This is a genomic window from Deltaproteobacteria bacterium (assembly GCA_016219225.1).
Classification (GTDB): Bacteria; Desulfobacterota; RBG-13-43-22; order RBG-13-43-22; family RBG-13-43-22; genus RBG-13-43-22.
The window spans coordinates 26,338-46,095 of record JACRBX010000093.1 but is presented as its reverse complement, the minus strand read 5'-3'; the positions used below and the strand labels follow the sequence as shown (position 1 = coordinate 46,095).

Here is a 19,758-nt window from a genome sequence, read left to right as displayed (position 1 = left end):
ATTTTCTCCTTTCATTTATAAGCCGAAAAATCCACTCCCCGTGTCCGACCCCGTTCCTCAAACCAGGCCTCTTCACTGACCGGAGGAATCGTGATCCGATCCGGATCTTTATGAACCAGGGAAATGGCTTCGCCGGAGCAGGTGCTGATGCAAAGACCGCAACCGATGCATCTTTCTGGATCGATCAGGTAAGCTTCTTCCCCTTCTTCGATGGCCTTCACCTGGCAGCGTTCATCGGCGCAGACCCCGCAACTGAGACATTTTTCCGCATCAATCTCGGCATAGTAATGGGAATTAATGACCTTCGAGGCCGGAATGCCCAACCGGTTGATGGCCCCCAAGACCCCGCAGCAGCAGCCGCAGCAGTTACAGATATAGATATGCCCCCCCTGCTGATTGGCCGTCAGGTGCACCAGTCCTTTTTCTTCCGTTTCCTTCAATAAGGCATAGGCTTCATCACGGGTAAGCACCTTTCCAGAAGGCATCTTATCGAAGATCCCGGGTATCGGAGCCAGGGCCAGGCAGACCTGCATGGGCCGGTCGCAGGGATGGCCTAACAGCCCTTGCTCTTTCTTGCAGATGCAGTCGTTGACCCAAAAGGATTGATTCTGTTCGATAAGACTGGAAACCCTCTCATAGGGTAAGGCCTCCTGCTGCACGACGATCTCTTTTTCAATGGGCAGGACCTGCATCAATTGGGGCGTCTTGGAAAAGAATTGCTTCCCATAGACCGGCCCGAAGGCCTCATTGAGTTCGGCGAACTCCTTATCAAGCCGCGGATTTTGAAATTCATAAATCCCAAAGACCCAAGGCATCATCTTGAAGACCCAGGTGCCGCCGAAGTCTATGGCGAAAAGCTGCCCGGCCCGGCCCATTTCTCTCAACTTTTCTTCCAGGCCTTCCAGGGGGCGGCCGGTCCTCTGGGCCACCTGTTCGGCCGTTTCAAAGGAAAGTCTCATATCGCAGAAAAGGTCGGCTTGTTCCGGGGTAAAAATTTTCTGGAGTAACTTGAGTTCCACGCCGTTTTCCGTTGCCGGGAATCCATTTGGCAAGGTATCCAGGACTCGGGCCAATTTCAAATAGGCTTCTTTTTCCATGATTTTTCTCCTTTAATATTTTTTTTTGACAGGATCAACAGGATATTTTGGATTATTTATTCCTGTAAATCCTGTCTAACCAATTTTTTCCTTTTCTTTCCCTTGACCTTCTCCAGATCTTTCAAGGCCCGGTCGCACCAGTCGACGACCATCCGGGCCTGGCGCCTGCCGAAATCAAGGGTCAATCCCCAATAATACGCTTCGTCGGAAGAGCCGGGCACGGTCGAACAATGTTGGATGGTCGGCAGGACTTCCTCCTCATATTTTTTGATTAACCCCAGATGGTGAGCGCGCCATTCCCTTAGATGATTTTTGAATTGGTCCGGCGGCATCTGGTTTCCGAAGAAGACCTTGACCAGCAACTGCTGGCGTGGTTCCGGCATTTCCGTAGGTTCGGCCAGCCAGCGGAGGAGTTCTTTTTCTCCAACCTTGGTCACCTGGTAGACCTTCCGGCTCGGTTTCCCATCCTGGTGTTCAACGGTCGAGGTAATCCACCCCTGACCTTCCATCTGTTTAAGGGTGCGGTAAATATGGGGCAGAGCCGCATTCCAGAAAAAATGGATGGACTTCCCGAAAGTATTTTTCAAATCATAACCGGTGGCCGGTTGATACCGGATCAGCCCCAAAAGGGCATGAGGCAGCGACATGTTTAATTCTCCCATAATATATGAATTAGTTCATATATACGTTAGTTAATATATAACCCAGTCCAAATTAACTTGTCAAGCGAATTTCAATTCCCCCCGACCTGCTCAATTTGGTCTTCCCTTTTTATCTATTTCGTTGTATTACCTATGGCGACATCCTGCTGAAATGGAGCCTGCGCAAGGCAGTGGAGAAGACGTGGCCTCGAGAAACCTGAAGACCCCGGAGAAGAACTCCTGCCCGGCCGGGACAGAGCGGTAACCTGCTAAACACTGAAACCCACAGGTCCTCCGGATTAATAGACGAATGAGAAACGTGATATTGTTGAGCGTAGCCACCTATCTGGCCGCTTCAATTAATTTTTCCATTATACTGTTTAAGTTACTTGGAAAAGGCGATCCCAGGGACCAGTACAGCGGCAACGCCGGGACCACCAACGTCTCCCGGCAGGTCGGCAAATTTTGGGGTCTGGTGATCCTCGTACTGGATATGGGACGTGCCGGAACCATCGCTCAAATCGGGGTTTGGTTTTTGCCTGGTCCATTAGTCCCCCTCTTAGGATTTGTCCTCGTGGCTGGGAACCAAAAGCCCTTGTTTCACGGGTTCCGAGGCGGTAAGGGGGTTGCCAGCTTTCTTGGATTTACTATCTTCATCTCTCCTGTTTTGGCCGGAGTTTCTTGTTTGGCTTGGCTCTTAGCCTATGGACTTTTTCGTCAGCCCTTTATCGGGTCTTTTTTTATGATCGCGGTTTTGGGATTGGGAACCATGATCCATTTCTCCTGGGCCTGGCCTGTGATGATCGGTACAGGTTTAACCATGGCCTTAATCCTTAAAGCCCACAAACCTAATCTTGTGGCTTATCGAATAAAAATGAACAAAAAAAAACTCCCTTGAAAATGGATATTTTCGTAGGAAACACCAATATCATCTCATCACTTGGCTTTTCCACTTCCGGGCACTGTCGGCGCATAAAGGCCGGACAAACCGGGGTCCGCATCCATTCTTGCGGGAATCCCGGATCCCTTTCCGTTCCCCTGTCTCTTATCGATACCCGGCAACTCGCGCAACGTTTCCAGGTATCTCTTGACCGGGATCGCCTCGGTCTTCATCCGGGTCCCTTCACCCGTCTGGAAAAGATGCACATTTTATCGATTTCAGAGGCCTTGAAAGACTCCGGAATAAACATAAGGGATTCCCGAACCCTCCTGGTTCTGTCGACAACCAAGGGCAACATCGATCTCCTGGAGAAGAACCGCTATCCGGAAATCGGTCCGGAACGCCTTTATCTATGGAAATTAGCCGAGGTCCTTCGGACTTTCTTCGGCAATCCGAACAAACCCCTGGTGGTTTCGAATGCCTGCATCTCCGGTGTGCTGGCCCTTATCACCGGTTCGCGGCTTATCCAGGCCGGTCGGTTTGACCATGTCATTGTCACCGGAGGCGACCTGGTAACGGAATTCGTGGTCTCCGGTTTTCAGTCCTTTCGAGCCCTCAGCCCCAAGCCTTGCAAGCCTTTTGATCTCTCCCGGGATGGGCTGTCTCTCGGTGAAGGCTGCGCCACGGTAGCGCTGAGCCGGGACCCTTCTGCCGATGGTTTGTCCGAGAAAATCATCGTGGCCGGGGGGGCTTCCAGCAACGACGCCCATCACATTTCCGGGCCTTCCCGCACCGGCGAAGGGCTTGTGCTGGCCATCCGCGGGGCCTTAAACGAAGCGGCCCTGACCCCTTCGGACATCGATTACCTTTCCGCCCACGGAACAGCCACCGAGTACAATGATGAGATGGAAGCCAGGGCCTTTTCACGGTCAGGCCTGGAATCGGTGCCCGTCAACAGTTTCAAGGGTTATTTCGGACATACCCTCGGAGCAGCCGGGGTCATCGAATCGGCCCTGGCCATTGAGTCCCTGCGGAAAAACGAACTCTTCCGGTCGGCTGGGTTTGAGACCCCCGGGACTTCCCAAAGACTCAATGTCCTGACCGATCATGGGACCAAAGAAGTGGGGTGTTGTCTAAAAACAGCCTCAGGTTTCGGGGGCTGCAATGGGGCGATCGTTTTCAAAAAGATGTGATTTAATATGGAATTAGGGATTACCAGAACTATCCGGCTTCAAAACGGCCGGGTCATTCTCGACGGAATCGTCGAGTATTCGGCGGATGCAAACTCGGCCGCCGCGGTCCTTCGTTCTGTCTACCGTCACTACGGCATCAGCTACCCAAAATTTTTTAAAATGGACAACCTCTGCCGGTTGTGTTTTCTAAGCGCCGAGATCCTGCTTCAAGGGACGGATATCCTCCGGAACTATCCCGGCGAAGAAATCGGGATCATCCTTAGTAATGCCAGTTCCTCCCTGGACTCTGACGAGAAACATCAGGAATCGATCCGCGACGCGAACCACTATTTCCCGAGTCCCTCCGTCTTCGTCTACACCCTTCCCAATATCATGGTTGGCGAGATCGCTATCCGGCATAAAATAAAGGGTGAAAATGCCGTACTGATCTTTGAACAATTTGATCCATTCTTTATCTTTCAGTATGTTTCTGAATTATTTCGTAACCAAAGGGTCCATTGCTGCCTCGCGGGCTGGATCGAATGTTATGGAAATAGTTATCGATCTTTATTGTTCGTTGTTGAACAGATAGACCGGATAAAGAGATTGAATAAATTTCAGGAATGGTTTATCTTTGACCCCTCGAACTTGGAAAAATGTTTTGTAGAAGGAAAATCATTATGATGGAAGATCTGATTCTCAAACTAAAGGAAGAAATTATCGATATCCTGAACCTGGGAGACCTCACCCCGGAAGATATAAGCCCGGAAGATCCTCTTTTCGGAGACGGGTTGGGGCTGGATTCCATCGATGCCCTGGAGATCATGGTGTTATTAGAGAAAAATTATGGTCTTACGATTGAAGACCCCAAGGCAGAGGGGCCCAAGATATTCTATTCTCTCCGAACTCTCGCTGAATTTATACAGGAACAGCAAAAGAAATAACCGCAAGGTTTTTGGCCGATGAAATTCAAGCTGATCTACCCGAAATGGAAAAAGCTCAAAAACCAGACGGAGTTCCATCTCCCTCCCCACGGGCCGGTCGTTTTTGCCGCCACCCTGCCCGAAGATGTCGAAATCGCATTTGTGGACGAGAATCTGGAGACGATTGATTTTCGAGACCCGGCCGACCTGGTCGGCATTTCCATATTGCTCACCAGTCAGGTAAAGCGGGGATGGGAAATCGCCGATGAATACCGCAAACGAGGCATTCCGGTCATCTGCGGCGGCATCGGGACCATGCTTCACGCCCAGGAGACCTCGCACCACGCCGATGCCGTCTTCCTTGGGGAATCGGAAGGACGTATGGAACAGGTCCTGGATGATTTCCGGAATAACCGGCTTCGCCGGGTTTACGACTTTCTGACCGACTTCCCGCCCATCGCCACCGTCGGCCCGGCCCGGCGAGACATCCTGAAACGGGATCTCTACAACTACAAAGGCATTCAAATGGTCGACTTGGTCCATGCCTCCCGGGGTTGCCGGTTTAACTGTTACCCCTGCTGTGTCAGCTTCCTCGGGGGACGGCATTTCCGACCCCGTCCCATCGACAAGGTCGTGGAAGAGCTGGCGGCCATCGACAACAACCGTCTTTTCATCGTGGACAATACCCTGGCCCAGGATAAGGAATGGGAAAAACAGCTCTTCCGGGAGATGATCCCCTTGAAAAAAAAATGGTGCTGCCATCCCATTGAGGACGATGATGAGGTCCTTGATCTGGCGGCCCAGGCCGGGGCCTGGTATGTCTATCAGGCGGTCTTCGACACCTCCGACCTCATCCGCAAACGAATTAGAAAATACCACGACTTCGGGATCGGCGTGGAGGGGACCATCCTCCTGGGGTTGGACCACCAAACCGATGACGATATCCTCCGACTGACCGATTTTCTGCTCGAGATAGGGCTGGACCTGGCCGAGTTCACGGTCCTGACTCCCTTCCCCCATTCGCGGGCCTTCACCGACCTCCACCAGGCGGGACGGATACTGTCTTATGATTGGAACGACTATACCTGCGACAGGGTCATCTTTCAGCCCAAGCACATGAGCCCGCAGCGTCTTCAGGAACTGCACGACCGGGCCTGGAAGACTTTTTACCAGGAAAAAAATCAGTCTTTTCGCATGTTCGAGCTGTTCAAACAGGTCATCGCCAAGGAAATGGCCGATGGCACCTTTCGGCGCTGGCGGCCCACGAGAGAACGAAAATTCGGGCGGGTCGAAAGATAACGGAAGAGACCCGGTTTGAGTAATCAAGGAGATGACCCTGCATAGCCCGCGCTTCCCCTGGCCCCTGGTCATGGTCGTTATCATCGGCCTGGGACTCCTTTTTCTCATCGGGCGATACCGACTGGCGATCGATACGGACATTGTTGCCGCCCTTCCCCAGAATGACCCGGTCGTCGCCGACGGCCGTTATGTCATTTCCCACCACCCCATCCAGGAAAGGATAGTTATCGATCTGGGCCACCGGGGCACCGACCCCGAGTTTCTCATCAGCGGCGGAGAGTTGGTGGAGAAAGTCTTGGGAGAAAGCGGCCTTTTTAAGACCGTGGGGTTACGCCAATATGAAAAACTCTTCCCCGACCTGATTGCCCATGTGGCAGGCCATCTCCCCATCCTGTTCAGCGAGCAGGACCTCCAGGAGCAGGTTGGGCCTCTCCTCTCTTCTGAAAATATTCGTCGGACCTTGACCAATACCTACTCAACCCTGACCAGCCTGGAAGGGATCGGCCAGGCTTCCCTTATCGCCCGGGACCCTCTCGAATTTCGAAATATTGTCCTTAAGCGGTTATCCCTGCTCGGGTCTTCCCAGAATGTTGTCATGATCAAGGGACAGCTTCTATCAGCGGACAAAAGACATCTCCTCATCATAGCCGAGCCCCTCACCTCAGGTTATGATACCGCTTTTTCGCGGAAGGTCACTGCCCTTATAGAGGATATCAGCCTGCGGCTGAATCGGCAATCTTCCGGCCCTGATTCTTTTATCCTGACACCGGTAGGGGCCTATCGGGCCGCCCTGGATAACGAGACGGCAGCCAAAAAGGACACCCAACGAGCCCTTCTCGTTTCCACAATAGTCATTGCCCTGCTGCTTCTATTGGGTTTTCCGCGGCCCTGGATCGGTCTGTTGGCCCTCCTTCCGGCCTTTGGGGGGACAATAATCGCTTTATTCGTTTATTCCTTATTCCAAAAATCCATTTCCATTCTGGCTATCGGGTTCGGCGGCGCGATTATTTCATTTACCGTCGATTACGGCATTGCCTACCTCCTGTTTCTCGACCGTCCTTATGAAACCCAGGGTATGAAGGTGACCAAGGAGGTCTGGCCCCTTGGCCTGCTGGCTATGTTAACGACCGCCATCAGCTTCGCCTTTCTTTTCCTGGCTGGTTTCCCGGCCCTCTCTCAGCTTGGTGTGTTTGCCGCCCTGGGGGTCGTTTTCACCTATATTTTGGTCCACGCCGTCTACCCCTTTCTCTTTCCGAAGGTACTGCCGGCCAAGCGCCAGGGCATCCTTCCTCTACAGAGGCTGTCCGATCGATTGGTCCGGGGAAAGAAGAAGACGGTCTGGGCCGTTGGTCTTTTTGGGGTGGTGATGCTTTTTTTCGCCAGGCCCGATTTTCGGGTGGACCTTCAATCCCTGAATACCGTAGGTGACCCGACCCTGGCCGCCGAAAAGCTGATCGAAGGCGTCTGGGGCAATGTCCTCAACCGGGTATTTCTGGCTGTCGAAGGTAGGACCATGGCCGAACTCCAGGAGAAAGAGGACCGACTGGCCGACCTTTTAGAAGCGGAGACGGCCAAAGGGACTATAGCCCCGGCCTTTTCTCCCGCGATGCTCTTTCCCGGGGAACTACGGGCCAGGCGGAATTTCCAGGCCTGGCAGTCCTTCTGGACCAAGGAGCGCATCACCGGGCTGCGGCAGGAGATTGAATCCCTGGCGCCAAAACTAGGTTTTACTCCTGGGGCCTTTGCCCCTTTCTTGGCGACCCTTAAGGAAAAAACAGTCCCCGCTCCCCCGATCCCAGAGGCCTGCTTCCCCTTTCTGGGCATCGTAAAACAGCAGGGAAAAAACTGGGCCCATTACGCTACTATCCAACCAGGCTCGGCCTATCAAGGGGCCGTCTTTTATAAGACCCTGACTACCAAGGACCTGGCCAAGGTTTTTGATCCCCTCCTGTTTAGCGATCATTTGGGGGAGATGATCCTGAAGGGGTTTTCCCGTGTGGTATTGATCGTGGGGGTAACAACCTTCCTGGTCTCTCTCCTTTATCTTCTTAGCTGGCGATTGACCTTTATTGCCCTGATGCCGACCTTGTTCTCCCTGGTCTGTACCATCGGGACCCTCCGTCTCTTAAAACAGCCCCTCGGCATTCCCGTCATCATGGCCGCGGCCGTGGTCATCGGCATGGGTACGGATTATGCCCTTTACCTGGTCCGGGCCTTTCAACGGTATGGGGATGAGCACCACCCCTCTGTGGGTCTGATCCGTCTGTCCGTATTCTTGTCTTTTGCCACGACCTTTATCGGCTTCGGGGTCCTGGCCTTTTCAAGCCATGTCCTCTTAAAAAACGCCGGGCTGGTCCTGGCCCTGGGTATCGGGTATTCCTACCTGGGAACCGTTGCCTTTGTTCCGCCTTTAGTAAAAAATATCCGCCAAAGACCGACGGGTAGAGGATATTGAGACCATGATGATTTCTGCGGGTTTCGCTGTGATCCCGGCAGAGTCTTCTGTAAATCGCCGGAGGGATCGGTGGATTATTGCCGAGGCGGGATAAAATTGATTTAGAACGGCCGGGCAGGGTATTTTCTCCGTGGGGCCTCAGGTTTTTCGGCCCGAAGCCTTCTCCACCATCTTATGCAGGCCCCATCTCAGCAGGATGTCGCCATATTTAAGGCAATCTCGTCCAGTCAGAAATATCCCTAACAAAAATACCAAATGAGAAAATCCATAAAAAGCAGGGCCTATAATCAATAATGCCGGGTCCCGGAAATAGCCGGACAAAACAGTAAACAGCCCCACCATTGGCCATCCCAGGACATAACTAAACAGCATCAACGCTAAACCAAAAATAAATTTAGGAGAGGGTCTGGCCTTGAAGACATCCAAGGATACCGGTTCCTTTAGTGCCCGCTGGACATAGGGACTGGCGGCCAATTTTGAGGCAAAAGGTCGCAATAAGCACCGCCAGCCGCTCCCGGAGGCAAAACAACCCTGAAGGAATAAAAAAATTTCCTTCCTGTTACCTTCCTCCGGTGTCTGATAGGCCCTTTTCCCAATGAGTCGTTCCGGATCAGCGAAACCGAAACCCCTGGCTTTGATCTTGTTCACCAGTTCATCAACCAAGCCTGCCCAATCCGCCGGGGTTCGCCCTTTATCGTGGAGGAGAATGATGCTTCCAGGTCGTATTTTTTTGAGGACCCTTTTTAAGACCTTATCGGCCTTCGTCCCGATATCGAAAGGCCGGACATCCCAGCCTACCACCGACAGGCCCTGTTTCTTCAGCGCTTTCCTGAGATGCGGATTGGTCAGGCCTATGGGAGGGCGAAAATAGGCCGGCACCTTGCCGATCACCGCCGCAATGGTTTCCTGGGCCATTTGTATTTCTCGATTCAGTGGCTTGGATATCAGGAAGTTGGTATACCAGTTGTGTCGGTAGGTATGGTTTCCGATAAGATGACCGTCTTGGTCTATCTGTCTGATCATTTCGGGATGCACTTTGATCTTTGTTCCAATGGGAAAAAAAACGGCCTTGATTTTGTTCCGTTTCAAGATCTCCAGAAGAGCTGGCGTACTCTCCCTGCCCGGCCCGTCATCAAAGGTTAGCGCTACAAGTTTCTCTGTTGAATCTCCCCTGCAGATGGCAGTAACAAAAAAATTGAGTTTTAATAGGGCCACTCCAAAAATGCAGATGAGTATATATCCGGTCCATAACAGCCCGAGAGCAATCCAGCGAAAAGGGTCTCCAAGACTTAAGCTCAGCCCCACTGTGGTGATGACCAACAGGATGGTTGTAGTCTGAAAGCCGCTCACAAAGTCCTAACCCGGACAAGCCGGAACCAAAAGCTTACCACGAAGACACGAAGGCACGAAGAAATGCATAAAGCTTTCATGTTTGTTTAACCCTCATGAAATTAAGACCTTCTTTATGTCTTAGTGTCTTAGTGGTAAAAAATTTCTTGCCATTTTGAGAAGAATTTGACCCATTAGTTACTAATTGATCGTCTTGATCTTTTTCTTAGGTTCAAATCGGGCCTTGGCCGCCAGAAAGTCAGGCAGGTTCTTGAACATATGCCAGAGAGAATGACGGTGCTGCCAGAACCGTTTCCTAAACTTCCGGCGCCATTCTTTATTGGTATAGAATCGCTTGACATGCTCATTGTACATCTGGTCCAGAATTTCTTTTGAACCAATCGTTTTGGGGATAAAGACAAAATTAATACAATTCATCTGGCTCCAATCTTCTTCAAATGCGCCTTCATCCCTGATCGTCTCCCACAAAGGAGCGCCGGGGAATGGGGTAAATTTAGACATATTCATATCATCCAGGCCCAGGGACATGACAAAATCGCTGGTCCGGCGAATGGACTCTTGCGTTTCCCCGGGGAGCCCCATCATGAATAAGCCCTTGGCCCTTAGACCCGCTGACTGAATGCGGGTAACGGTATCTTTCACTTTTTCCACAGTCACACCTGCTTTGTGTTTAGCCAGCATACCCGGGTCGGCCGATTCAATGCCCAGTGACACCATGAGACAGCCGGCTTCCTTCAGCATCTTTAAAAGCTTATCCGAGGCATACCCCACGCGCACCGCACAGTTAAACTGAATATCGATGGGATTATTCCTGAGCATACAGCATAATTCAACAATCCGCTTTTCATCAGTGGTGAATAAATCGTCATAAATATTCACATGACGGACGCCAAATTTCTCATTCAAAACCTTAAAATGGTCATAAACATATTTAGCTGAATTATACCGGAATCCCTTCTTATAAACTGAACGGTCGCAGTAAGAGCACTGGAACAGACAACCGCGGCTGGTGACCATAGACGTTCCCGGAAATTGAGCGTAGCTAAACAGAGGGAGGTTATAACCTTTTGGAAAGCCTTTGAGTTTTTCATAAGCTGGAAAAGGAAGGTTGTCCAGATCTTCAATGGGTGAGCGCGGCCCGTTATCAATCATTTCATCGCCTTTGCGCCAGACGATTCCTCTGACCTGCGCGGGATCGACACCCGAAGCCAGTTCAGCCAGGGTAATTTCTCCCTCGCCCCTCACCATATAATCAAAAGCCGGATAATCTTTTAAAAGCCGAGGTCCTAAAGCGGAACTGTGTACGCCTCCGCAAATGGTCACCGGCGCTGGAACGGCTTGTTTGAGTGCGGCGGCCATATTGGCTGAATCCGGAAAAGAGGATGTGGTGGCCGAAAATCCCACCAACTCAGCCTTATAACTCAAGATTTCTTGAATATTGGTTTTGAAATCCGATGAGGCCTGAGGACCCAGACAGTCATGGACAAAAACCTCATGACCTTCTTTTTCCAGCCAGGCGGCAATGGACAAAAGGCCATGAGGAATCATACGGTTTGCTGAAGCGATAACATCTTTAGACCCTTTAAACCAGTTCGAGCCTCTTGGATGCACCAGAACAATACGGCGCTTTATCATATTTCCCATCTTTTCCAGCTTATTACAAGGCATTAAGCCACCGGGGCGGACGCAAGCGACCCTGGGAGACATCCTGCATCTGAATGCCCCGGATTTCTTCACAGAGGGTATTCTTTAAATCAAAAATCAGAGCATCAAATATCAAGGGCATCTCATTAACGGTCACCGGAATAACCCGGCCCATATAGCGGCCGCCATTTTTTGTTTTTTGGTGAATGGTTCTTTTTTCAAAACCTGTCGGAAAGGGAACGATGCCGTTGAATCGTTGCCCCCAAACGCAGGCCAAATGAAAGGCGGCATCGAGCGGAAAAGGAGAGCCGAGCAGGGACTCATCGGCCTGATGATCTCCGCCGGAGAGAACCGCCCAGGCCCCCGGGCGGGAAACTGATGCCGGACCAATAATATTTTGATAAGCAGGGCCGAAAGGAATCAGCTCACTATAAATGGATTCGACCGGTATGGTCCTATCCGGATTTTCCGGGGATTCCCATTGGGGGGAAACGCCTTTACAGGATCCGGTTAATAAAAACTCCGCCCGGGCATGCTCCAGATGACGTCCGATCCCTCCACTTTTAGACCTGACCTGCGTCAACAGTTTGGCGCTGACCCGGTCCGCTTGATCCTGTTCAAAGTCCACCAGGGCCATTACCTGACGCGTTTCAGGCGGTATTACTAAAAAACGGGAAAATCGAGCCCTGGTCAGGCACCTCATGTCGGCCTGAGGAAAATTCCGATTCACAGCCGCGGCCAGGGTGATCAGGGCTTCCACGGCCGGGAAAAGGCATCTTCCTTCCATATGGTGATCAAACAGATAGGAATTAATTTCGATTGGCCAGGGAGTGCGCATTGGGGATCTACCTGGGGAATGTCTTCCAAAGCTGGACCGTCTTGGTATCCACGGCCACGGGAGTGCCGGTTGAATTCAAAGCGCAGTGTTTCGTAAATCCCATGCAAATGATCTGTCCTTTTTCGGCATGGGTGATCAGATAGTCAAACTGCAGGCGCACCCGCTCCAACTGGGTCGGTCGGGTCTGGATGTGCATCAGATCATCGTAGACCAGGGGATGATAATAGGTAACGCCCATATCGATAATGGGATAGACAAAGCCGCTTTTTTCGATTTCCTTATAAGGGTAAGTCGCATCGCGCATCAAAGAGGTCCGTCCGAATTCGAAATAGCGCAGGTAATTGGAATGATACACCATCCCCGACCGATCCGTGTCGGCATACAGGGTGCGATAGGTTGTACGGTGCCAGATCAACCCGGTGGTCTGGTCCCGGACATAACGGGGATCATTATTGAAAGGTTCCGGCCGGAAGGGTTTGGGACGCAACTCACACCCCCCTGAAAATCACACAGCAGTTGGTCCCGCCAAAACCAAAGGCATTGGAAAGGGCAATCTCAACCTTCTTTTTCCGGAGGACATTGGGCACCACATCGATATCCGGAAAATCGGGGTCGGGAAGATGATTGATGGTCGGCAAAATGAGCCCTTTCCCCATGGCCTCGATGGTCAAAGCGGCTTCAATGGCCGCCGTGGCCCCCAGGGTGTGTCCCAACTGGGATTTATTGGAAGAAACCGGGATTTTTTCGATTGTTTTACCAAAGACCTCCCTCAGACACTTTATTTCCGTACGGTCCCCCTTGGGGGTGGAAGTGCCGTGGGCATTGATATAGTGGATGTCTGCTGGTTGCAGGCCGGCGTCTTCGATGGTTTCCCGGATGGCCCGGACTATGGTTACCGGATTGGGGCTGGTGTAATGATAAGCATCCGAACTCCAGCCGACCCCCAAAACTTCGGCCCTGGCCTTTAGGCCGTAAGCCTTGATCAGTTCTTCGGCCGCCAGGACCACCACGCCGGCCCCTTCCGAGAGAACAAAGCCTTTGCGGTCGCCGCTGAAAGGACGGGAAGCCTGGGCCGGGTCCGCATAAGCGCGGTCTTCGGGATGCACCTTGATGGTGGCGTTCATATTGGCAAAACCGTGGATCAATTCCGGCAAAATTGGGGCGTCGACGCCACCGGCCAGGACAAAATCGCAATCCCCATCCCGGATCAATCTGGCCCCGAGACCGATGGCATGGTTGCCCGAGGCACAGGCGCCCTGAGGTGAAAAAATCGGTCCGGTAAATTTCAGGAGCATCCCGGCCTTTCCGGAAGGCACATTGGCGCACAAATTAGGCAGCAGATAAGGGCTTACCCGAAGCGGGCCCCGGTCTTTCAAGTCGTGCATGGCCAGGCGAAAGGCATCCGGACCGTTTAAAGCCGAACCGATGAGGCAGGCCATCCGCGGGGCAATCCGGTCATCTATGGTAATCCCTGAATTTTCCAGGGCCTCCTGGCAAACCGCCATGGTCAGGATGATAAAAGCGGCATTCCAATTGTAGATTTCTTTGGCATCGATAAAGTCAAGATCCAAAGGATTCCAGTCCGGGATCTCACCGACAATGTCGCAAGCGGATTCCACCTGACAACGGGTCACCTTCCGGAAACCGGCCTCTCCCCGGATGGCCCGCTTCCAGGTCTTTTCAAAGGTGCTCCCCAGGGGGGTGGCCGTCCCGTAACCGACGACAAATACTTTTCTATTTTTGGGTGGCTTCATGTGTTCCCGCTCATCCTTATATCAGCCGGCGTAAAATCAGAGAGGCATTACATCCGCCGAAACCAAAGGCATTTTTCAAAACAAATTCCCCCTTGAACTTCCTGGCCCCCTCGGCCACACAATCGATTTCAATGGCCGGGTCGGGATTGTAATTAATGGTAGGCAGCAGGGTCTCCCGGAGCAATCCTTCTATGGCGAAGATAGCCTCGATGGCGCTGGAAGCCCCCATGGCATGGCCCAACTGGGATTTATTGGCCGATACCGGCGGCAGGGTTTTGCCGAAGACCTGGCGCAGAGCATCGGCCTCCACTTTATCGCCCACCTTAGTGGAGGTGGCGTGGGCATTAACGGCATCGATATCCGAGGGCTGCAAGCCGGCATTGTCAACGGCTTGCCCGATACACCTTTGGACCGTCTGCAAATTGGGAGAGACAAAGTGGGCGGCATCCGAGGTCATTCCATAACCGGCCATTTCAATCGGTGCTTTGAGCCCGTAGGTTTTAGCAAATTCGGCCGTGGTCAAAATAAGGCATCCGGCCCCTTCGGAAACGACAAAGCCCCTTCTGTGGGCTGAAAAAGGCCGGCTGGTTTTTTCCGGCGCCTCCTGGGGCTGGCCTTCTTTGGGACGGTAGGCCCCGTTCATGGTAGCAAATCCGGCGACGATCGGTTCAACCAAAGGGAAATCAACGGCCCCTGCGATAACCACATCGGCCAGACCTCGTTGCAGGAGGAGTTCACCCATGATCAGGGAATGGATTCCAGTGGCACAAGCCGTAATCGTGGAACAGATGGGCCCGGTAGCGCCGGTGAGTACGGAGACCCGGCCACCGACCATATTAATGCAGGAATTGGGATTGGTAAAGGGATGGGGCATTTTCCTTTCGGATACCATCAGTCGGTCGGCTTGTAAAACCGCATCCAGCCCGCCCACGGCGGTGCTGAAGGTGACCGCCACCCGCGGGGCGATTTCGGGCGTAATCTCGATACCGCTTTTAAGCAGGGCCCGGTGCACCACCAGCAGGGCATACGGGAAAATGGGAGATGACCAATGGACCATTTCCCTGGGCCGTAAAAAGGGATAAGGATTCGGATCGATGGGTGCCACCTCACCGGCCACCCGGACCGGGAAATCGGGGCTCAGGGGAAATCGGGACAATGGTCCGATACCGGACTCCCCCCGGACGGCCCGTTCCCACTGGACTTCCCAATCAAGACCTAAAGGAGAAACGGCATCATACCCTATAATGACGGCTTTTTTTGAAATCATATGGGGTTCCCTGATGAAAGTTTATGACGGTGCCGACAAAGGCAGGTTGCTGAGGCTCCTTGGCGTTCACCAGGGAATAAAGCGATAAAGCTTGGCAAACATTTCATAAACTTCGATCCAGTTTTGTAAGTCTTGGGGCGACCGGATGTGTTCCCGCTTATTGACCATGACCCAGCTCATGTGCGCTGCGCCATCCTTGCAGGTAGTGCAATCCCGTGTGGCCGAAGTGCAGCAGCGATGGACGGTCTTTAAATCGGAAGCCCAGCGGACGAAATGGATCAAGCGACGAGGTTGGGGGCTTCGATGGTCCAGGGATTCGGTCACGGAAGGGCATTCCTCCCAGCCAAAGGGCCGCCCCATCATCCTTCCTGTGGTGATGATCTTATGATAATACTTACTGGAAATGATCGTCCGGGGGTATTGATCCAACAGCTCATCCATTTCCTGGCGCAGTTCCTCCAACTCCCTTTCCTTCCAGTAAAAGCCTTCCGCGCCTTCGTCATTGGATAACAACTGGAAATGGACCTTCAGACCCGCGTCGGCAATTCTTTTAACAGTGGCTTCAACCTTCCCCACTTGCCGCGGCGTAATGGTGTACAGATAATAGGTATAATCGTCTCCGGCATAATGCGTACTCGATATAGCAAAGGTGTCGCGGCCGCGAAGGATCTTTTCGTCTTCGGCGCTGCCCCAGAGCGAAATACCGACCATCAGGTCGGGAAACTTATCGCGGGGGATTTTAATCAAGCCGTTGGTGGCGCAATACGTCGGAAGACGTTTATAAAAAGCCTCGACCCGATCCAGGGTAAGGGTCGGTTCGCCCCCAATCAGTATGGCCAGATTTACGCCCCGTTCCTTTTCGCGGTCGATAAACGCTTCCCACTTCGTGAGGTCCATTTCTTCCGGGGCGGCCTGGTGTTGGTTGGAAGAAAAGAAAAAGCAGCCCTGACAGCGCAAATTGCACCGGTTGGTGACATCGTATATGGAACTGCGGATGTTCAGATTGGTGATCCGTCTGTATCGGTCATGCCATTCGTGATCCAGCAATGAACTTACGGTCTTCATGAAGTTTTTCTTTTACAGGGTCCGTTTATTTTTATTTTTTCCGCCTTAAATTAGGACGCCGATTTTCGCCGATACCCGCAGATAACTCTCTTTATATTCAAAATCCTGGCAATCTGCGTTCATCTGCGTCCAAAAAGGAATTTCCTATACTATCAAGCTAAGTCCCCGGGGGGCTCACCGGCTCCGCGCAAAGATTCTCCCCTTTTGGATAGCCCATCACCCAGACCGCCAAATAGGTGTCCACATAATCCAGCCAGGATTTAAACGTGGCCGATTCCTGGGCATGGCGGAAAAGGCGGGCGGTGACGACCGCCGAACCGGAAGCATAATGACGGCAGTCGGCGCAGTCGGTGTCCGGCACGCAACAGGCCGCCGAACGGTCCCAGTTTAAATCCGCCCGGTATTGCCGAAAAGACCGTCCCAGCCCCAGGTCCTGGGAGCGGTTCTGACGGGGATACAGACAGGTGTAAAGATCATGCAAGCTGCTTTTATGCGTATGGGCCATGGCATTATAAGCCGAGAAAAGCACATTTTGGGGATAGTGCTCCAAAAGGGCCATCATGGCGGCTTGAACGCGCTTAAGCGATTCTTCGTCATGGCGCAGCGGTCCGGCATACCCTACCGGAGAAGAAAACACATTAAAGGTCAATCGGCAGTCTTCGGCAACCAGCCCCCCGGCAACTTCCCGGACTTCATCGATATTATTTCGGGTAAAGGTATAGACAAAAACGGCCCGGGGGTCATTGCGATAATTATCAATTTGTTTTATTAAAAGGTCCTTGGCCTTGCGCACCCGGAAGCTGGTCTCATCATTGCCCCAGACGGAAATGTGGATCTTGTAACCCACGGATTCCGGAATTTTTTTTAAGCCGTTGGTGGCAATGCTCCCCAAGGGGATTTCCTGAAAACAAACCTCCAACCGCTCCGGCACGAGCGACGGTTCGGCCCCGGCCAGGACGACGTAGGTGATGCCCCGTTTTTTCTCGTCTCTCATCAGTTGCCGCCAGGCCTCGACCGAGCTGTTTTCCACGGCGAATTGTTTTTCACCTTCATAATAATAGCAGCCGTCACAACGGAGATTGCAGCGGTTGCTCATGTCGTAGGTGGATTCCCGGAGAAAAAAATATTTCCGGACTTTTTCCCACCGCTGCCTCACTTCCGGCTGGGCGAGAAGTTCGGAAAATTTCGGTTTGCCTTGATCAAGGGATGCCGTATGGGTAAGGGTCATAAATGCGTTCCTCCCCGTTAATTGGCCAAGGGCCAACACCGGGATTGAGCTGTTGGAAGATTAACTCCGGGCGGCCATTTTTTCTTCAACATATTCGGCGATCAGGCGAATGGTCTTCAATTTGGGATAATCATCTTCGTCGATTACAATTTTGTACTCATCCTGCAATACCAAGGCTACCGTAGCCAAGTCCATACTATCAATCCCAAGTTCGTCAATCAGGTCCATATCGGGATTGAATGTCTCTACCGTAACGTCTTCCAGCTTGAGTTCAAAAATAATGACTTGGGTTACTCTTTCAATAATGCCTTCTATCTCATCGCGTTTAGGCATCATTAGCCTCCTTATTTTATTATTGGTTCTTCTTTATAGGGATCGGCAGGGAATCGCCTGGTTTTAATTATTATCTTAGGTGGGCTTCTTTTAATTGAGGAGGATTATAAGATGGAAAGGAAACCGGGGTCAAGGGAAAACAAGCAAATTGTTTATTTTATATTGACAATGCCAATGGTTATAGATAGGATTTATTTCTTTTTATCCTGAATTAAAAATTTAGGGAATTTTCTATAAATAATGAAAACGACGGAAAATCAGAGAGTTAGTTTTGGGCAGCTTTGACGCTTTGATGTAGTTCACCGCTTGGGAATTCGGGACAGGTCTTTCTGTAAACAATAAAATTTCAAAGATCCGACCTGTCCAGATGATGGCAAACTACGTGCCATAGAATTTGAAACCCGATGTCTACCTTCCCGGATGATTGGTTACCTCTTGAGAAACCCTGGATTACCCCTGAAGGGCGGTGGGAATCCAGGGCGCGATTCGAACCCTTCTCGGGGTGGTTCTCTGGGCACTTCGAAAAAACCCCCTTGGTACCCGGGGTGGCCCTCCTGGCCTTGGCGTCTGAAATGGTGAAAAGGCAAGCCGTTGAAAACGAAAGGCTTCTTGAGGTTTTCGGTTTTTCCAGAGTAAGGTTTAAACTGGTGGTTCTTCCGGATGAAGAACTATGTATTTCTGTAGCTGCCATGCCAAGCGATTCTGAGGCCAAATTGGATTTTGAGATAACCTGTCAGGGCAAACTCGTTGTCCAGGGGTATTTGAAAGTCAAAGAAGAAGGGACCGGCTAAGACGGGATGGAACAACCCCTTAATGCCGGAGATCTATTAGTCTTGAGACAAGCGATCCAGGTTCGTTGAGAGGTGTTATGAAGGCATCCTTTCTCAAGATGCTGAAAAAGATATCCCTTTTTTTGAGCTCCTGGCCTGTCCGATTCTTTGCCTGGTGGATTGCCACCGGATACTTTCTGTTTTATCCCTCCAAAAGGCGATCGAGTATCCGCCTTTATCAGGGGATTTTTCCTGATAGAAGGGCCTGGTACTATCTTTTTTGTGCCTGGCGTCAGTTCCACTCCTTCGCCGCTACCTTTGGGGACCGGATCGATTTCGGCGGGAAGAAAAAGGGTTCTATTTCAACCCAAGGAAGTGAAGGAGTACTCGAAGCCGCCCGAAGCGGCCGGGGAGGGATAATCCTAATGTCTCACCTGGGTAGTTTTGAGATTGCGGCGCGAGGTTTCCAGGAGGTTGGACTTAAGCATCTCATGATCATGGGAGAAAAAGAGGCCAAACAAGTGGCCCGTGATCAGCGTGAAGCCCTCAAGGCCCGGGGGATCACCATTCTGGTTGCTACAGGAAAGGATGATTCACTTTTAGACGGATTGGAGGCGATTAAGTTTATCCGGGAAGGGGGAATCGTGTCCTTGGCCGGTGATTTGGTTTGGACCCAGCAACGATCCCTGCTGCCGGTGAGGTTCTTTGACCGGGAAGTGGCCCTGCCCTCAGGCCCCCATCTTCTGGCCCTGGTCTCGGGGGCACCCCTCTTCATTCTGTTTACCTTTCGGGACATGAGGGGAGGGCAGCGGGTCATCATCTCTCCTCCTCTGGAGGTCAAGGCCCTCTCCCGTACGGAACGAAAAATAGCCCTTCAAGGTAGCGCTCAGATTTATGCCGCCGCCCTGGAAGAGATGGTCCGGCAACACCCTTTTCAGTGGTATATCTTTGAGCCTTTCTTTCGACCTCCTGCCGGGCCACGGGGAAGTTTAAGCCCGGCCTTGAGACCCCGATCTCGGGAAACGATGGAAGGCATCTAACC

General features: G+C 51.9%; 19 protein-coding genes. 8 read left to right on the top strand and 11 right to left on the bottom strand.

Annotated features, from left to right (window positions below; genetic code table 11):
* Positions 1-11: 11 nt before the first annotated feature.
* Both HY879_07915 and HY879_07910 read right to left on the bottom strand, forming a co-directional pair.
* Complete coding sequence (locus tag HY879_07915) at positions 12-1,097, bottom strand: 4Fe-4S binding protein (protein ID MBI5603267.1); 1,086 nt, start codon at positions 1,095-1,097, stop codon at positions 12-14.
* Between the two features lie 56 nt (positions 1,098-1,153).
* Positions 1,154-1,744 carry a PadR family transcriptional regulator gene (locus HY879_07910; GenBank protein ID MBI5603266.1) on the bottom strand — a complete coding sequence of 197 codons (591 nt, stop codon included), beginning with the start codon at positions 1,742-1,744 and terminating at the stop codon, positions 1,154-1,156.
* 304 nt (positions 1,745-2,048) lie between these two features.
* On the opposite strand from HY879_07910, the gene HY879_07905 reads away from it, so the two are divergent.
* From HY879_07905 to HY879_07880, 6 genes are read left to right on the top strand one after another with little or no spacing between them, the layout of a single operon-like run.
* Positions 2,049-2,636, top strand: coding sequence for a glycerol-3-phosphate acyltransferase (locus HY879_07905; GenBank protein MBI5603265.1), 588 nt, complete (start codon positions 2,049-2,051; stop codon positions 2,634-2,636).
* A 2-nt stretch (positions 2,637-2,638) separates the two neighbouring features.
* Positions 2,639-3,811 carry a beta-ketoacyl synthase gene (locus HY879_07900; GenBank protein ID MBI5603264.1) on the top strand — a complete coding sequence of 391 codons (1,173 nt, stop codon included), beginning with the start codon at positions 2,639-2,641 and terminating at the stop codon, positions 3,809-3,811.
* Positions 3,812-3,817: 6 nt separating this feature from the next.
* Positions 3,818-4,474 (top strand): 3-oxoacyl-ACP synthase, encoded by a 657-nt coding sequence (locus tag HY879_07895; GenBank protein ID MBI5603263.1) that lies wholly within the window; start codon positions 3,818-3,820, stop codon positions 4,472-4,474.
* On the top strand, positions 4,474-4,734 hold the full coding sequence (locus tag HY879_07890) for an acyl carrier protein (protein MBI5603262.1): 261 nt from the start codon (positions 4,474-4,476) through the stop codon (positions 4,732-4,734). Before HY879_07895 ends, HY879_07890 begins: the two co-directional genes overlap by 1 nt.
* 18 nt (positions 4,735-4,752) lie before the next feature.
* Positions 4,753-6,012, top strand: coding sequence for a radical SAM protein (locus HY879_07885; GenBank protein MBI5603261.1), 1,260 nt, complete (start codon positions 4,753-4,755; stop codon positions 6,010-6,012).
* 31 nt (positions 6,013-6,043) lie between these two features.
* A complete protein-coding gene (locus tag HY879_07880) occupies positions 6,044-8,467 on the top strand; it encodes an MMPL family transporter (GenBank protein MBI5603260.1) in 2,424 nt (807 codons plus the stop codon).
* 138 nt (positions 8,468-8,605) lie between these two features.
* Here the strand turns inward: HY879_07880 and HY879_07875 are convergent, their stop codons facing one another.
* The 9 genes from HY879_07875 to HY879_07835 all read right to left on the bottom strand — a co-directional run bounded on the left by HY879_07875 (position 8,606) and on the right by HY879_07835 (position 17,946).
* Positions 8,606-9,817 (bottom strand): polysaccharide deacetylase family protein, encoded by a 1,212-nt coding sequence (locus tag HY879_07875; GenBank protein ID MBI5603259.1) that lies wholly within the window; start codon positions 9,815-9,817, stop codon positions 8,606-8,608.
* A 180-nt stretch (positions 9,818-9,997) separates the two neighbouring features.
* Positions 9,998-11,452, bottom strand: a complete 1,455-nt coding sequence (locus HY879_07870) for a cobalamin B12-binding domain-containing protein (protein ID MBI5603258.1) — start codon at positions 11,450-11,452, stop codon at positions 9,998-10,000.
* 22 nt (positions 11,453-11,474) lie between these two features.
* The gene (locus HY879_07865; protein MBI5603257.1) at positions 11,475-12,299 is read right to left on the bottom strand and encodes a polyketide synthase dehydratase domain-containing protein; all 825 of its coding nucleotides are present in this window, start codon (positions 12,297-12,299) and stop codon (positions 11,475-11,477) included.
* Between the two features lie 7 nt (positions 12,300-12,306).
* Positions 12,307-12,786: a YbgC/FadM family acyl-CoA thioesterase gene (locus HY879_07860; protein MBI5603256.1), complete on the bottom strand. Its 480-nt coding sequence runs from the start codon at positions 12,784-12,786 to the stop codon at positions 12,307-12,309.
* A 1-nt stretch (position 12,787) separates the two neighbouring features.
* On the bottom strand, positions 12,788-14,053 hold the full coding sequence (locus HY879_07855; GenBank protein MBI5603255.1) for a beta-ketoacyl-[acyl-carrier-protein] synthase family protein: 1,266 nt from the start codon (positions 14,051-14,053) through the stop codon (positions 12,788-12,790).
* A 16-nt stretch (positions 14,054-14,069) separates the two neighbouring features.
* Positions 14,070-15,320: a beta-ketoacyl-[acyl-carrier-protein] synthase family protein gene (locus HY879_07850; protein MBI5603254.1), complete on the bottom strand. Its 1,251-nt coding sequence runs from the start codon at positions 15,318-15,320 to the stop codon at positions 14,070-14,072.
* A 66-nt stretch (positions 15,321-15,386) separates the two neighbouring features.
* A complete protein-coding gene (locus HY879_07845) occupies positions 15,387-16,385 on the bottom strand; it encodes a 4Fe-4S cluster-binding domain-containing protein (protein ID MBI5603253.1) in 999 nt (332 codons plus the stop codon).
* A gap of 157 nt (positions 16,386-16,542) precedes the next feature.
* Positions 16,543-17,613 (bottom strand): radical SAM protein, encoded by a 1,071-nt coding sequence (locus tag HY879_07840; protein ID MBI5603252.1) that lies wholly within the window; start codon positions 17,611-17,613, stop codon positions 16,543-16,545.
* A gap of 60 nt (positions 17,614-17,673) precedes the next feature.
* Entirely contained in the window at positions 17,674-17,946 is a 273-nt protein-coding gene (locus tag HY879_07835) for a phosphopantetheine-binding protein (protein MBI5603251.1), read from the bottom strand.
* Positions 17,947-18,350: 404 nt separating this feature from the next.
* On the opposite strand from HY879_07835, the gene HY879_07830 reads away from it, so the two are divergent.
* Both HY879_07830 and HY879_07825 read left to right on the top strand, forming a co-directional pair.
* Positions 18,351-18,737, top strand: coding sequence for a hypothetical protein (locus HY879_07830; GenBank protein MBI5603250.1), 387 nt, complete (start codon positions 18,351-18,353; stop codon positions 18,735-18,737).
* Between the two features lie 77 nt (positions 18,738-18,814).
* Positions 18,815-19,756, top strand: coding sequence for a lysophospholipid acyltransferase family protein (locus HY879_07825; GenBank protein ID MBI5603249.1), 942 nt, complete (start codon positions 18,815-18,817; stop codon positions 19,754-19,756).
* The last annotated feature ends 2 nt before the right edge of the window (positions 19,757-19,758 follow it).